The organism is Nocardia sp. CA-135398, assembly GCF_050955845.1.
In the GTDB taxonomy this organism is placed as follows: domain Bacteria; phylum Actinomycetota; class Actinomycetes; order Mycobacteriales; family Mycobacteriaceae; genus Nocardia.
Genome location: NZ_CP192084.1, coordinates 4,959,695 through 4,974,238, shown reverse-complemented (window position 1 = coordinate 4,974,238; position 14,544 = coordinate 4,959,695). Strand labels below are relative to the sequence as shown.

The following is a 14,544-nucleotide window of genomic DNA, read 5'->3' as shown; positions in this document are numbered from 1 at the left end:
GATTCAACGCTGGTAGCGGCGCGAAGTGTAGACCCTGGTGCCCTGCTCGGACTCGATTACGGCGGTGGTGGAGGCGCCGATGATCAGCAGCGTGCGCATATCGACCTCGGCCGGATCCAATTCGGCGAGGGTGACCACACGGACGGATTCGGTGGGTCCGCCGACATCGCGACCGAGTACCACGGGGGTGTCGGGCTTGCGATGTTCGAGTAGCACGTCACGCATCGCCGCGACCTGCCAGGTGCGCTGACTGGAGCCTGGATTGTAGATCGCGATCGCCATATCGGCCGAGGCGACCGCCGAAAGTCGTTGCGCGACAATCTCCCACGGCTTGAGCCGGTCCGAGAGCGAAATCATCGCGTAGTCGTGGCCGAGCGGTGCGCCGACGCGGCTGGCGACCGCATTGGCCGCGGTGAGTCCGGGCAGTACCCGCACCGGCACCCCTTGCCACTGCGGATCGGCGGATTCCTCGAGCACCGCGGCCGCCATCGCGAAGACCCCGGGGTCACCGGAGGAGACGACAACCACCTTGGCGCCGTGCTTCGCGAGATCCAATGCCATGGCGGCACGTTCGGATTCCACACGGTTGTCGCTGGCATGCCTGCGCTGCCCCGGACGCGACGGCACCCGGTTGATGTAGGTCGTATAGCCGACCAGATCGGTGGCCTGGACGAGTGCGCGTTCTACCTCGGGTGTCGTCCAGTCGGGCGAGCCGGGGCCGAGACCGACGACCACGACTTCGCCGGTGCCGACGGCGTCTCTGTTGCCGACGTCGGCTGCCTCGGCGCGCGCCTGTTGTGTGTAGTGGTGCGGATCCGGTATGGGAATGCCGAGGTGCACGTCTGCGGATTCGCCGCTGGTTCCGACTGATCCGGTGTTGGTGATCGAGTTGGTCGTCGCGCGGACGGAGGAATGCCGAGTTGGTGCCGAATTCGCAAGGGGCAGTGCGGTCGTCGGCTCCGTGCGGGAGACGAGGGTGCGGTCCACCGCGGATTCTGCGCTGGCGTTCGACCCGGCGTTCGGGATCGGGGTGGTCGTCGGGTCGAGGAGGGACTGCTGATTTTTCGTCGAGTTCGCAAGGGGCAGTGTGGTTGTCGGTTGGGGGCCGGGGACGAGGGTGATCGAGAAGTACGGCACGTCCGCGTCATCGACGTCGTCGGCGGCGAGCACACGCTGACGGGTGCTGCTCGCGCGTTCGATGTAGTAGGCGTCGGCGAGGCGCCCGGAATCCGAGAGGGCTTGGCGCACATCGGGATAGGTGCGACCGAGCTTCATGATGGCGGCCGCGTCGGTGTCGCGGAGGCGGCGGGTGAGTTCGTCGGTGGGCATAGTGCCCGGCAGGACGGTGAGCACCTGCTCGCCCTCGACGAGTGGTGTACCGAGGGCGGCCGAGGCCGCGCTCACCGAGGTGATGCCGGGGATGATCTCGGCATCGAACCGGTCGGCCAGCCGACGGTGCATATGCATGTACGAGCTGTAGAACAGCGGGTCGCCCGCGGCGAGCAGCGCGACGGAACGGCCCGCCGCCAGATGGGTTGCCAGGCGTTCGGCGGCGTGCTCATAGAACTCGTCGATGGCCCCCTGATAGCCGCCGGGATGGTCGGTCGTCTCGGTGGTCACCGGGTAGATCAGGTGTTCTTCGAGTTGGCCCGCGCGCATATACGGCGCGGCGATGCCGCGTGAGATGCTGCGGCCGTGGCGTGCGCTGTGGAAGGCGATGACATCGGCATCGGCGATCACCCGCGCCGCCTTCACCGTCACCAGCTCCGGATCACCGGGGCCGAGTCCGACGCCCCACAACTTGCCGTTGCTCATTCCAGTTCGCTCGCAATCGCATTCAGTGCCGACGCGGTGATGGCGCTGCCTCCGCGCCGCCCACGCACCGTCAGATATTCGACCCCGCCGAATTCGATCAGCGCGTCCTTGGATTCGGCGGCCCCGACGAAGCCGACCGGAATGCCGAGGATGGCGGCAGGTCGCGGCGCACCGGCCTCGATCATCTCGAGGAGATGAAACAGCGCCGTCGGTGCGTTCCCGATGGCGACCACCGCGCCCGCGAGCCGATCGCGCCACAACTCCAGCGCCGCGGCCGACCGCGTATTGCCCATTGCGGCAGCCAGTTCCGGCACCCGCGGATCGCCGAGCGTGCAGATCACATCATTGTCGGCAGGCAACCGCTTGCGCGTCACCCCGGACGCGACCATCTGCGCATCACAGAGAATTGGAGCCCCCGCCCGCAGCGCGTCCCGTGCCGCCACCACCACCCCCGGCGAAAACGCCACATCCCCCGCCAGATCCACCTGCCCACACCCATGGATCATCCGCACCACGACCTGCGCCACATCCAGCGGAAACCGACCCAGATCCGCCTCCGCCCGAATCATCGCAAACGACCGCCGATAAATCTCGACCCCATCAGTGACATAACCGGACATGCCCCCAACCATATGAGCCCTCCCACCCCACCCCCGCCGCGGGTCGAGAATGCGAGGGTGGCGGGAAACGTCGAGAGGGCGCCTGCGTGAATGCATTCTCGGCGGATCAGGTTCTGGGGCGTTCGAGGATTCGGGACATGACTATGGAGCTGCGGGTGCGGCCTACTCGAGTGTTTTCGCGGATGCGTTCTACGGTGGATTCGATTTCGGCCATGTCGGTGGCCATGACGTGGACCAGGGCGTCGGCTTCGCCTGCGATGGTCCAGACGCCGACTACCTGGGGGATGGGTTCGAGGCTGCGACGCAGTTCGGCGGGGGTGATGTTGTCGCGGTAGTAGACCTCGACGTAGGCCTCGGTGGTCCAACCGAGTGCGGCCGGGTTGACCAGTGCGGTGAAGCCGGTGATCTGGCGGCTGGCGACCATCTTGTCGACGCGGCGCTTCACCGCGGGCGCGGACAATCCGACCTTCGCGCCGATCTCCTGGAACGAGGTCCGCGCGGATTTGAGCAGATGCGCCAGGATCTGCCGGTCGATGTCATCCACGTCACACCCGCTTTCGATCGACGCAATGATTCGCTGAATTCTCTCGATCATGCGCAATGAATCGTTGTTTCTGACGCAATACTAGGCGAATTACCTTCGTGTCAGTGGAATGATCCGCGCCTACCTCCGGGAGACACGTTGACCTCTGTAGCCACCCTCCGTTTCGAACCCGTGCGGCGGCCGTCGGCACGTCGGTTCGTGATGTGCCGTCCGGATCACTTCGATGTCTGCTACTCGATCAATCCGTGGATGAATCCCCAGGAACCGGTCGATCGCGCGCTGGCCCTGTCGCAATGGGAGACGCTGCGCGCGACCTTCGAGCACTACGGTCATCGCATCGATGTGGTGCCGGGCGAGCCCGGCCTTCCCGATATGGTTTTCGCCGCGAATAGTGGCCTGATCGTGGGCGATCGGGCGATGTCGGCGCGGTTCACCCATGCCGAGCGGGCCGACGAAGGTCCGGCGTATCACCGCTGGTTCGCACAGCAGGGGCTGGTGGAGTTGGTCGGGGCGCAGGAAATCAACGAGGGCGAAGGCGATTTCCTGCTCGTCGGTGAGCGCATGCTGGCCGCGACCGGATTCCGGAGTTCGATTGCCGCGCACCGTGAGGTGCAGCGGTACTTCGATCTGCCGGTGGTTTCGCTCGAACTGGTGGATCCGCGCTTCTATCATCTGGATACGGCGCTGATGGTCCTCGATGACACGAATGTCGCGTATTTCGCGCCCGCCTTCAGCGCCGCGAGTCAGCAGATATTGGCCGAGCTCTATCCGGACGCCATTCTCGCCACCGATGCCGATGCCGTGGTTCTCGGGCTGAACGGTGTTTCCGATGGGCTGAATGTTTTCATCAGCAGTCGGGCCGAGAATCTGGCTTCGGAGTTGCGTGCGCAGGAGTACAACCCCGTCGGCGTCGATCTGTCGGAGTTGTTGAAGGCAGGTGGCGGGGTGAAGTGCTGCACCTTGGAGATCCACGATGATCCGCGGAGTGCGCCGACCGCGGTTGCTTCGTAAGCGCGCGAGATACACGATCCACGGATGGACCCGCACCGGGCGGCGCCGGATCGTCGGTCCGCGGACGGCGCAATATGATGCGTCGGGATTCGCTGTGAGCGCTCGCTGGGCGGATGTCAACCGATGCGGTAACCGTTTTCGGTGGCGACGATGTCGGTGACCGAGCTGCGGGGGCGGCCGCAGCGGCGTTCGCAGCCGGACCAGTGTTGACGGCCTGCGACCGTGACATCGTCGGCGCTGTGGACTTCGATGGTCGCGCCGAGATCTGCTACCCCGCTGGTATCGCTCGCTGCGACGGGCTGGTTGGCAGCGGGCAGTACGCGACCGGATTCGACGGCGGCCGTCGCGTCCGCGCGCACATCGGTGAGGGCCTTCGCGCAGCCGGGTCGGCCCGCGCAGGCGCTGACCTGGAGCCAGGGGGAGTTGGCGTCGAAGATCAGGCCCATGGGGGCTAGTACGCGGACGATCTGTTCGGCGGGCCATTCCTCTAGATCGGTGATCACCACGCTGCGCCACGGGGTGACGAAGATGGGGCGTTCGATGGCGGCGATGAATTCGGCGATGCGTGCGGGCAGGGAGCCGAGGCGAACGGCCGCGCCGAGGCTGACCAGACCGTTGTCCTGGTCGAGCCAGCCGATCGGAATGTCACGGGAAGCACCGAATTCCAGGCGTTCCGGGCCGGGGGACAGGCCGAGGAGATCGATCACTCGCCGCGCACCGTCGTCGACTTCGTGCAGTCGCCATTGATCCGAACCGAGATCGAGGAAGGCATGCGCGGCCGCGAGCATGACTTGGACCGCGTCGGCCGCGGATACCCGGATGCCGGAATCACCACCGGCCAGCACGAGCGCGAATTCGTCTGCGTCCGTGGCGTGTACGCCGATATCGCCACCGAGCCCACTGATGTCGCCGCGACCGTCATCGAGAGTGAACAGCACGCGGCCGGGCAGTTCGGCCAACCGCGCTGCGGCGCGCAAACCCGCGTCGAGCGCCGGAACGAGCGCGTGTACATCCGCCCAGCCGCCGATCCGACCCGACAGCGGCGAGGCGACGATATTGCGCACCCGCTCATGCGTATCGCTCGGCAGAAGCCCGGCCCCCGCTAACCGCTCACTCAGCGCGGCCGCATTACGCACCTGCCGTAACTGCACATTGCCCCGCGAGGTCAGCTCGATATTGCCATCGCCGAGCTCGTCGGCCGCCTCGGCCAAAACCTGCAACTGCTCCGGCTCCAACCGCCCACCGGGCAGCCGAATGCGAGCCAACGGCCCATCGGCCGCCTGATGCAGCCGCAACACACCAGGGCAAGAGTCGGGATTCGTACGCGTCATGACCTGTCCAGCCTACGACCCCTCGGCCACCCAACCGGGGACCGGCTGCGACGCTTGGCCGCGGAGAGTGCCCCGGCCGCAGATCCGGTGATGGCGGTCTCGCGTGGCCGCCGATAGCGCACAGCCGGACAACCAGCGATGGCGGTGACGTGTGACCGCGGACAGCGCCCAATGAATCCGAATGTGCACAATCGGTGCCATGCCCGCTCGGCTGTGAATCTTCCTGGGCACCAGGGATGCATCAGCGCCCGGTCTCGGCTCGATCAGCGGCGCGCCGCATGTAGGGCCGAGATTCGGTGACAGCGGTCAGCCCCGGACGCGCGGCGGCCCGGGCGATAGCGACCGACCAGTCGGCGTCGAACCCGGCCCGCCACTAAGGTTGGCGGAATGAGTGAAATCTCCTCCGTTGCCGACCGACTCGCCATCATCGATGTCGTCACCAGGATGTTCGTCTACACCGACCAGAAGCGCTGGGATGACCTGCTCGCGGAGGTATTCACGCCGAAGGTCGACTTCGATGGTGGCTTCGGTGGCGAGGTGGCGGTGCGGCCCGCGGCCGATATCGTCGGCGATTGGCGCACGGGTCTCGCCGACCTCGACGGCGTCCATCATCAGTCCGGCAACTATCTGGTCGATCTGCAGGGCGACCACGCCGAAATCCACGCCGACGCCATCGCGGTGCACGTGAAGAACGATGCGTCCCAAGGCAAGACGCGCACCTTCGTCGGCAGTTACAGCATCGGCGCCGAACGCACCGCCGCAGGCTGGCGTGTCGACAAATTCCACTACCACCTGAAGGTGATCGACGGAAACGCCGACCTGACCTGAGCTCCGGGCACTCACCTGTCGACAAGCGGCGCGGGGTGGCGGGCTAGCATCTGGTTGCTCGGCGGGCGATGAGGAAACCGGTGGAACTCCGGTGCGGTCGCGCCACTGTCGAAAGCCAGACCCTCTCCGGCGAGCACCGTAACCGATGGGCGCGTCACCCCGAGGAAGGCTGCCACCTGTGTTTTTGCTGCTATCGACGTCCGACACCGATCTGTTGAGCGCGCGTGCGAGCGGTGCGGAATATCGGTGGGGAAATCCGGCTAGGCTGTTGGTCGACGACCTGCCCGCGCTGCTCGATGGCATCGACCTGGTGATCGTGCGGATCCTCGGTGGCAAGCGCGCCTGGGAGGACGGGCTCGCCGCGGTGCGCGCCAGCGGTGTTCCGATGGTTGCGCTCGGCGGTGAGATCGCACCCGACGCCGAGCTGATGGAATGCTCGACGGTGCCCGGTGGCGTGGCCGCCGACGCGCACAACTACCTTGCCGCCGGTGGTGCGGAAAACCTTCGGCAACTGCACAATTTCCTCTCGGATACGGTGCTGCTCACCGGCCATGGCTTCGAACCGCCCGTGCAACTGCCGAGTTGGGGCGAGTTGGAGCGCGTGCCGAGGGCAACGGCCGAGCACCTGCCGACAGTGGCGGTAATCTATTACCGCGCACAGCATCTCGCCGGAAACACCGCATATATCGATGCCCTGTGCACGGCAATCGAAAATGCGGACGCGAAAGCTCTGCCGCTGTACTGCGCGTCCCTGCGCACTGCCGAACCGGAACTCCTCGACACCTTGCGCACCGCGGACGCACTGGTGGTAACCGTGCTCGCGGCGGGCGGCACCAAGCCCGCCAACGCATCGGCCGGTGGCGACGACGAGGCCTGGGATGTCGCCGCGCTCGCCGAACTCGATGTGCCGATCCTGCAGGGCCTTTGCCTCACCAGCGGCCGCGCCCAATGGGAGGCCGACGACGACGGACTCTCCCCACTGGATGTCGCTACCCAGGTCGCCGTCCCGGAATTCGACGGCCGCATCATCACGGTTCCGTTCTCCTTCAAGGAATTCGACGCCGACGGACTGTCCAGCTACGTGCCCGATCCCGAGCGCGCGGCCCGGGTCGCAGGTATCGCGGTCCGGCACGCGCGGCTGCGCCACATCCCGGCCGAACGGCGCCGCATCGCGATCATGATGTCGGCCTACCCGACAAAGCATGCGCGCATCGGCAACGCCGTCGGCTTGGACACACCCGCAAGCGCTATCCGGCTGCTGACCGAGATGCGCTCGGCCGGTTACGATCTCGGCGATGAAGGCGAGGTCCCCGGCCTCGCGGAGCGCGACGGAGACGCGCTGATCCACGCGTTGATCGCCGCGGGCGGTCAGGATCCCGACTGGCTCACCGCCGAACAGCTCGAAGGCAACCCGATCCGCATCAGCGCCGGCCAGTACACCAGCTGGTTCGACACCCTGCCCGAGGATCTGCGCGGAGCAGTGATCGAGGCATGGGGACCGCCGCCCGGCGAACTGTACGTCGACCGTTCCGCCGACCCCGAGGGCGAAATCGTCATCGCCGCATTGCGGTTCGGCAATATCGTGCTGATGGTGCAGCCGCCGCGCGGCTTCGGCGAGAACCCGGTCGCCATCTACCACGACCCGGATCTACCGCCCAGTCATCACTACCTCGCCGCCTATCGCTGGATCGCCGCGCCGGACGGATTCGCCGCCGACGCCATGGTGCACCTCGGCAAGCACGGCAATCTGGAATGGCTGCCCGGCAAAACCCTCGGCATGTCCGCCTCCTGCGGCACCGACGCCGCCCTCGGTGAGCTCCCGCTGATCTATCCGTTCCTGGTCAACGACCCCGGCGAGGGCACCCAGGCCAAGCGCCGTGCGCACGCCACCCTCGTCGACCACCTCATCCCGCCCATGGCTCGTGCCGAAAGCTACGGTGATATCTCGCGTTTGGAGCAGTTGCTCGACGAACACGCCAATATCTCCACTCTCGACCCGGCCAAACTGCCCGCCATCCGCCAGCAGATCTGGACACTCATGCGTGCGGCGAAGATGGACCACGACCTGGGCCTGGCCGAACGCCCCGACGAGGATGTCTTCGACGATATGCTGCTGCATGTCGACGGCTGGCTGTGTGAGATCAAGGATGTGCAGATCCGCGACGGTCTGCACGTCCTCGGGCAGGCACCTGTGGGGGAGACCGAACTCGACTTGGTCCTCGCCATGCTGCGCGCGCGTCAGCTGTGGGGTGGCGAGCGGAATGTGCCGGGTCTGCGGGAAGCCTTGGGGCTGAACGAATCGGGCACCGAGGTGCGCGAACGGGTCGACGCGGTGGAGGCCCGAGCGCGTGCGTTGCTCGCCGCACTGCAAGCAGCCGACTGGTCCGTCGACGCTGTCGACGGCATTGTCGACGCACTGCACGCATCCGAGGCCGAACCTACGTTCGCCGCCGTGCGAACCGTGCTGCGCTTCGCGGCGACCGAAGTCGTGCCCCGCCTGCGCCAGACCGGCATCGAGATCGACCGGATCCTGCACGCGCTCAACGGCGGTTTCATCCCGGCGGGACCGAGCGGATCCCCATTGCGCGGCCTGATCAATGTGCTGCCGACCGGTCGGAATTTCTACTCGGTCGACCCGAAAGCGGTTCCGTCCCGTCTGGCCTGGGAGACCGGGCAGGCCATGGCGGATTCGCTGCTCGATCGGTACAAGGCCGATCACGGCGAGTATCCGCGCTCGGTGGGGTTGTCGGTGTGGGGCACCTCCGCCATGCGCACCTCCGGCGACGACATCGCGGAAGTTCTTGCGCTGCTGGGTGTCCGCCCGGTCTGGGATGAGGCGAGCCGCCGCGTCACCACCCTGGAGGTGATATCGCTTGCGGAACTGGGCCGCCCGCGCATCGACGTCACGGTCCGCATCAGCGGCTTCTTCCGTGACGCCTTCCCGCATGTGCTCGCACTGCTCGATGACGCGGTCCGCCTGGTCGCCGACCTCGACGAGCCCGCCGAGTCGAACTACGTCCGCGCCCATGCCAAGAACGACCTCGCCGAACACGGCGACAAACGTCGCGCCACCACCCGCATCTTCGGCTCCAAACCCGGCACCTACGGCGCGGGCCTGCTGCAATTGATCGACTCCAAGAGTTGGCGCACCGACGACGACCTCGCGCAGGTATACACCGCGTGGGGCGGCTTCGCCTACGGTCGCGACCTCGACGGCGCACCCGCCGCCGACGATATGCGCACCGCGTACCGGCGGATCACGGTGGCCGCCAAGAACACCGACACCCGCGAACACGATATCGCCGATTCCGACGACTACTTCCAGTACCACGGCGGCATGGTCGCCACCGTACGCGCGCTGACCGGCAAGAATCCGGAGGCCTACATCGGCGACAGCACTCGCCCCGACGCCGTGCGCACCCGCACGCTCTCGGAGGAGACCTCGCGCGTCTTCCGTGCCCGAGTGGTGAATCCGCGCTGGCTCGAGGCGATGCGCCGCCACGGCTACAAGGGCGCCTTCGAAATGGCTGCCACTGTCGACTACCTGTTCGGTTACGACGCCACCACCAATGTGGTGGCCGACTGGATGTACGAAAAGCTCGCGGAGAGTTACGTTTTCGATGACGTGAACCGCAAGTTCATGGAACAGTCGAACCCGTGGGCGCTGCACGGCATTGCCGAGCGGCTGCTGGAGGCGGCGCAACGGGAGTTGTGGGAACATCCGGAGCAGGCAACACTGGACCGATTGCGGCAGATCTACCTGGAGACCGAGGGCGAACTGGAATAGTCGGAAAATCAATACCCCAGTTCCTTGGGGTATTTCCAATTATTTGATCTTGCAACGTAATTCGATTTTCTGATTCCGGCGACGCCGAGTGTGCCGAGGGCGCATGATGATTGATGTCCGATGTCCGTTTCTCGGGAACATCGATCGAATCGGCTGGATGATTGGAAATCATAATGAAGATCAAAAAGTTGGTAGCGACAACGGTTTTGACCGTCGCCGCGACAGGCATCACCGCGGCCACCGCCTACGGCTCGCCCGAAGTATCGTCGGAAACGGTTCTCAACGGCGTTGATCACGGCATCCAATACACCGCGGCGGTGGCGACGGACCGCTCCGATGCCACCATCACGCTGGCTTCGGGCAAGTTCGTCCTGACGCCCGATGCGGGCATCACGGTGCTCGCACCCGACGGTTCCGTGGTCGCCACCGTGCCGACCACACTGCAGACGGTGGCGGGTCAGCAGGTGCAGGTCACGCCCGAAGTCGATGCCGCGGCAACGACATTGACGTTGACACCGGTCAACGCTGCGGCACCGCAATCGGCCCCGCTACAGTTCATCGGTGACGCGGGCACCACCGTCGCGGGTGTGTTGATCGGATGCGCTGTCGGCGCGCTGATCGGACTGCTGTTCTTTATCGTCGGATTCCTGCCCGGATGTGTCATCGGCGGAATCATCGGCGGTATCGCGGGCGCCAATCAGTAATGCGGCCAATAGCGCTGTTTGGCTAAGCCTCGAACGGGTACTCCCGGCCGGGCTTTTCGAAGGATTCGCCCGACCGGGGTTGCCGCTCATCGAATTTCAGGGCATATCTCATTTCAATTCTCGCCCGCCGCTTTCCGAAACCGTTCGGCAGTCGCGCGAAGGTGCGCGGCGAGCTCGGGTGCGTCCAAGACTTCGAAATCGACATCGAGCAGTCCGAGATACAACGTCAACATATGTGGTGTGTCCGAACCCACTTGGATCACACAGTGATCCGGACCATCGGATTCGATCATGACGGCGGCGGGTAGCCGCGTACGCACAGCGGTAGCCGGGGCCGCGACCCGCACCCTGGCCCGGTAGCGCCACGTCGCCGCACCGACACCGCGCTGTATCCGTTCGGCCACTTCGGTTTCAGGAACGCTGCGCGGAGTGAACCGCGCACCGTTCGGTGTGCGCGGCGTCATCCGGTCGACTCGGAAGGTGCGCCAGTCCGCGCGCCCCACATCCCACGCCACCAGATACCAGCGGCCGTTCCAATGTGCGAGCCGATGCGGTTCCACCTCGCGCCGCTGCGGCGGTCGTTGCTCGATCGCGTCCGAGTGGGTTTCATAATCGAACCGCAGCCGCTCGCTGGCCCGAATCGCCCCGGCGACGGCGGTGAGCACTGCCGCGTCCACATTCGACTGACCCGGATGCGGCACGTGCACGGTGGCGGCGGTCAGTGCCCGCACCCGGTGCCGCAGCCGCGACGGAAGCACCTGCTCCAGTTTGGCCAGCGCCCGGACCGATGTCTCCTCGATCCCGGTCACCGCCCCATTGGCCGCGGTCGTCAACCCCACCGCCACCGCGACGGCTTCTTCGTCATCCAAAAGCAATGGCGGCAGCGAAGATCCGGCCCCCAACCGATACCCACCAGCCACCCCCGGCGTCGCGTCCACCGGATACCCGAGCCTGCGCAACCGCTCGATATCCGTACGAATAGTGCGCGTCGAAACCCCGAGCCGTTCAGCCAACGCAGGCCCGGTCCAATCCCTGTGCATCTGCAGCAACGACAACAACCGCAACAACCGCGCCGAAGTCTCCAACATTGCTCGATGATGCCAGCAATCGCGGAACAAAACCTTCCGCGTTCGGGAAACAGGTATCGGGTCCGTCGACGACCGTCGACGGACCCGATACGGTGACGTACGCGCTCAGCCGGAAGGTTCTACCCGGGAACGGCTCGGCCGGGTACGGCTCCCGCTCCGGCTGCTGGCAACCGGACGGCGGCGACGGCCGTTGCCGACTCGGATATCGCTCAGGTCCACATGCGACTTGTCCGCTATGCGTTCCAGCGCCTCCCAGATCTCCTCATCGTTGACAGGCACGGGCTGGGCCATTCTCTCCGCTTCTTCGACGCGCGGCTGCGCCGCGGCCGCGTTGACACCCCAGGCCTCCAGCCATACCGACAGTGGCACCTTCGACCAGTTGATGTCGCTCGGTCCGAACGGCGAGGTGTCCTCGCGGTCGGAGTACTGATGACCGAACCAGCTGACACCGGACGGGGTCGCGGGCGGGCGGTCCGTGCCGTAATAGCGCGGCACGATGAGTTTGACCGAGCGCAACTCGATGTCGGTAATACCGACGAGCAGGTCGGGATTGGCGGTGAAGTTGGTGTAGATCGAGGCGGCGTGCTTGTTGCCGAAGTACTCTTGGCCCTTCTTGATGAAGTCCTTCACCCCCACGGTTTGATCGCCGCGAATATTCCACTTCGCCCCGCCGTCCTCGACATCGAGCATGAACGCCAGCTCCGGGAATACCCCGCCGGAAGCTTCCAGCTGGTCTTTGAAGGTGCCCCAGTTGTCGTGGCCGGGCACCCAGAAGTGATAGGCGATGATCTTCTCCAGCTTGCCGCGGGCCACCATCTCCTTGGCGATACGCATGTTCTTCAAGAATTTCTCATCGACCTGATCGGCGATGGAGGCGCGGAAGGCGATCACCTTGTACGGGTAGGAGTCGTCGACATATTCGGCCTGGTAGTGGCTGTAGTCGCCCCATTTGGTGATCGGTGCCTCATGGTCGTGGATCTTGTCCGGGTCCCAGTCCTGCGGCAGACGCCAACCGTCCTTGATCACCGCATTCCACTCACCTTCATAGATCCCGCCGTAGCCGAACAGCGGATTGGGTGGCCAGCCCTTGTCCAGCTGCAATGTGGTGGCTGCCTTGGGGGTGAGCCCATCGTTCCATTTCTTGGTGACCGGTAGGTCGAGCGCCTCCTGCCAGCGACCGAGCCCGTCCTTGGCCCACTGTGAGTCGCCCTCGTACTCTCCGGAGATCGATTCCATCGGGCCCTCCAGTGGCCCGTAGTAATACCCCGCGGGCAGTGGGAAGGCCATCGGGTCAGGCGGACCGAAGATATTCAGATACCCCGCGCGCAGCCGGTCGGCGAACTCGGCGATCTTCGGGCTCGTCGGTGGCAGTCCGATCTGGCTGTGCATCTCATCGACCCGGTTCCAGTGCCCGCCCCAGAAGACAGTGCCTTCGAACAACGCCAGTCCACGTTCCACCGCGTCGCGCTGGTGCTGCGGCATTGTGCGGCGCTGCCAGGGCAGGGCCGTGGCATCGAGGTCGATGGCGGTGCCGGACAGGTGGTTGGAGTCCCAGACGTCGTTGTCCTCGCTCCAGCCCCAGTAATCGCGCGGTTTGAAGATATCTATCGGGCGAACATTGCGGTGCCACCAGGCGGCCCAGGCGGTAAGGATCGTGGCGGCGTCACCACCGCGGATTTCGATGCGTACATCTCGAGTGCCCGGGACGAGAAGCGTCTCACAGTCCCTGCGCTCACACTCGCGCCAACCATTTTCGGTTATGCGGTTACCAGGCATGACGATGACTTCCCCTTTCACCGGTCGAACGCGGCTCTCGGCGAAGCTATCTTTTGCGGATTCACGTACCCATCGGCTGGACGCCGGGCCGCGTACTGAGACGCGGTCTCCTCGCGCCATCACCACTCTGCGACCGCGGAAACAGACCCCTGGTGGTGATGACCAGCAGCAAACTCCGTTGTCGAGTATGGAGCACCAGCTGTCGGGCCGTGCGAGTTTCGGGTTTCTCGAGGTGCGTCACTGGGCACGTATCGCCCGTCGTGGCGAGTTGGTCGCAGCGCGCTGCGGCTGCTGGCGGCGCGAGACGATGATTATCGTGTGCCGCCGTTATCCACATGTGCCACAGGATGATTGACCATGTCCTATGCTCTGCCCATGCCTTCAGCAGGGCAAGCGGCCAAGTTGCCAGGGCGCCTTGGCAATTGGGGTCTTCGCGATAGGAGTGCCATGCAGCGCAAAGCCAAGACGATGATGCAGGTGCTGGTCTTGGCCAGCCTCGTGGTGTCGGCCGGTTGTTCGCAGGATTACAACGACGAGCGCGGCAGGGGCGACGCCCCTGTGCTGGACGGTCACGGCGACAACACTCCTGCCGAGGTGTTCAACATGCCGGACGGATTCGGCAATGTCGCAACGAAGTGCGTTGGTCACGGGTACCGGGCATACGTCACCACCAATGCCACCGGTCCGTCGAACATCCAGTTGGTCGCCGACGACACCTGCAAGACGAACCGATGAAAAAGATCGCGACCGCCGCCTGCCTGCTGCTCGTGCTGACGGCCGGCTGCTCTCGCCAGCACTACGAGGAACGGGGTAAAGCGGACGCCCCCGTCAGCGGTAGGCAGGGCGAGAACTCCGCCGCCGAGGTCTACGACTTCCCCGACAGGTTCGGAAACCTCGCCACCAAGTGCGTCGGGAAGGGCAAGCGTGCCTATGTGACCACCCGCTCGGTCCAGGGCGACGACAAGGAAGTCTGGATCATCCCGGCCAATGCGGTCATCGTCGACGACGCTGAATGCTCGCGCTGACATCGTCGAGTTCCA

12 protein-coding genes are annotated in these 14,544 nt (G+C 65.4%); 6 read left to right on the top strand and 6 right to left on the bottom strand.

The features are described 5' to 3' along the window. Positions 1–3 precede the first annotated feature (3 nt). From cobJ to ACQP1T_RS21690, 3 genes are all read right to left on the bottom strand, one after another. Positions 4–1,815 carry a precorrin-3B C(17)-methyltransferase gene (gene cobJ / locus ACQP1T_RS21700; RefSeq protein ID WP_433754871.1) on the bottom strand — a complete coding sequence of 604 codons (1,812 nt, stop codon included), beginning with the start codon at positions 1,813–1,815 and terminating at the stop codon, positions 4–6. Then, complete coding sequence (locus ACQP1T_RS21695; RefSeq protein ID WP_433754870.1) at positions 1,812–2,435, bottom strand: precorrin-8X methylmutase; 624 nt, start codon at positions 2,433–2,435, stop codon at positions 1,812–1,814. The genes cobJ and ACQP1T_RS21695 overlap by 4 nt, the downstream gene beginning before the upstream one ends. 106 nt (positions 2,436–2,541) lie before the next feature. Next, positions 2,542–2,979, bottom strand: a complete 438-nt coding sequence (locus tag ACQP1T_RS21690; RefSeq protein ID WP_433754869.1) for an Lrp/AsnC family transcriptional regulator — start codon at positions 2,977–2,979, stop codon at positions 2,542–2,544. Positions 2,980–3,117: 138 nt separating this feature from the next. Between ACQP1T_RS21690 and ddaH the strand changes: the two genes are divergently transcribed. Beyond that, positions 3,118–3,990, top strand: coding sequence for a dimethylargininase (ddaH, locus tag ACQP1T_RS21685; RefSeq protein WP_433754868.1), 873 nt, complete (start codon positions 3,118–3,120; stop codon positions 3,988–3,990). Positions 3,991–4,106: 116 nt separating this feature from the next. Here the strand turns inward: ddaH and cobG are convergent, their stop codons facing one another. Next, on the bottom strand, positions 4,107–5,321 hold the full coding sequence (cobG, locus tag ACQP1T_RS21680; RefSeq protein ID WP_433754867.1) for a precorrin-3B synthase: 1,215 nt from the start codon (positions 5,319–5,321) through the stop codon (positions 4,107–4,109). 387 nt (positions 5,322–5,708) lie between these two features. On the opposite strand from cobG, the gene ACQP1T_RS21675 reads away from it, so the two are divergent. The 3 genes from ACQP1T_RS21675 to ACQP1T_RS21665 all read left to right on the top strand — a co-directional run bounded on the left by ACQP1T_RS21675 (position 5,709) and on the right by ACQP1T_RS21665 (position 10,640). Next, positions 5,709–6,149, top strand: coding sequence for a nuclear transport factor 2 family protein (locus ACQP1T_RS21675; RefSeq protein ID WP_433754866.1), 441 nt, complete (start codon positions 5,709–5,711; stop codon positions 6,147–6,149). Positions 6,150–6,327: 178 nt separating this feature from the next. Next, complete coding sequence (gene cobN, locus ACQP1T_RS21670; RefSeq protein WP_433754865.1) at positions 6,328–9,936, top strand: cobaltochelatase subunit CobN; 3,609 nt, start codon at positions 6,328–6,330, stop codon at positions 9,934–9,936. A 173-nt stretch (positions 9,937–10,109) separates the two neighbouring features. Further along, positions 10,110–10,640, top strand: coding sequence for a hypothetical protein (locus ACQP1T_RS21665; protein ID WP_433754864.1), 531 nt, complete (start codon positions 10,110–10,112; stop codon positions 10,638–10,640). A 113-nt stretch (positions 10,641–10,753) separates the two neighbouring features. Here ACQP1T_RS21665 and ACQP1T_RS21660 read toward each other — a convergent pair whose 3' ends face one another. Then, positions 10,754–11,728, bottom strand: a complete 975-nt coding sequence (locus tag ACQP1T_RS21660) for a helix-turn-helix transcriptional regulator (protein ID WP_433754863.1) — start codon at positions 11,726–11,728, stop codon at positions 10,754–10,756. A 105-nt stretch (positions 11,729–11,833) separates the two neighbouring features. After that, the gene (locus ACQP1T_RS21655; RefSeq protein WP_433754862.1) at positions 11,834–13,504 is read right to left on the bottom strand and encodes a M15 family metallopeptidase; all 1,671 of its coding nucleotides are present in this window, start codon (positions 13,502–13,504) and stop codon (positions 11,834–11,836) included. A gap of 447 nt (positions 13,505–13,951) precedes the next feature. Between ACQP1T_RS21655 and ACQP1T_RS21650 the strand changes: the two genes are divergently transcribed. Both ACQP1T_RS21650 and ACQP1T_RS21645 read left to right on the top strand, forming a co-directional pair. Next, positions 13,952–14,239 carry a hypothetical protein gene (locus ACQP1T_RS21650; RefSeq protein ID WP_433754861.1) on the top strand — a complete coding sequence of 96 codons (288 nt, stop codon included), beginning with the start codon at positions 13,952–13,954 and terminating at the stop codon, positions 14,237–14,239. After that, positions 14,236–14,529, top strand: a complete 294-nt coding sequence (locus ACQP1T_RS21645) for a hypothetical protein (protein ID WP_433754860.1) — start codon at positions 14,236–14,238, stop codon at positions 14,527–14,529. Before ACQP1T_RS21650 ends, ACQP1T_RS21645 begins: the two co-directional genes overlap by 4 nt. The last annotated feature ends 15 nt before the right edge of the window (positions 14,530–14,544 follow it).

Excerpts from the sequence above, each read along its gene's own strand:
- cobJ (WP_433754871.1), bottom strand. The coding sequence starts at position 1,815 with ATGAGCAACGGCAAGTTGTGGGGCGTCGGACTCGGCCCCGGTGATCCG.
- ACQP1T_RS21695 (WP_433754870.1), bottom strand. The coding sequence starts at position 2,435 with ATGTCCGGTTATGTCACTGATGGGGTCGAGATTTATCGGCGGTCGTTT.
- cobG (WP_433754867.1), bottom strand. The coding sequence starts at position 5,321 with ATGACGCGTACGAATCCCGACTCTTGCCCTGGTGTGTTGCGGCTGCAT.
- ACQP1T_RS21675 (WP_433754866.1), top strand. The coding sequence starts at position 5,709 with ATGAGTGAAATCTCCTCCGTTGCCGACCGACTCGCCATCATCGATGTC.
- ACQP1T_RS21665 (WP_433754864.1), top strand. The coding sequence starts at position 10,110 with ATGAAGATCAAAAAGTTGGTAGCGACAACGGTTTTGACCGTCGCCGCG.
- ACQP1T_RS21660 (WP_433754863.1), bottom strand. The coding sequence starts at position 11,728 with ATGTTGGAGACTTCGGCGCGGTTGTTGCGGTTGTTGTCGTTGCTGCAG.
- ACQP1T_RS21655 (WP_433754862.1), bottom strand. The coding sequence starts at position 13,504 with ATGCCTGGTAACCGCATAACCGAAAATGGTTGGCGCGAGTGTGAGCGC.
- ACQP1T_RS21650 (WP_433754861.1), top strand. The coding sequence starts at position 13,952 with ATGCAGCGCAAAGCCAAGACGATGATGCAGGTGCTGGTCTTGGCCAGC.
- ACQP1T_RS21645 (WP_433754860.1), top strand. The coding sequence starts at position 14,236 with ATGAAAAAGATCGCGACCGCCGCCTGCCTGCTGCTCGTGCTGACGGCC.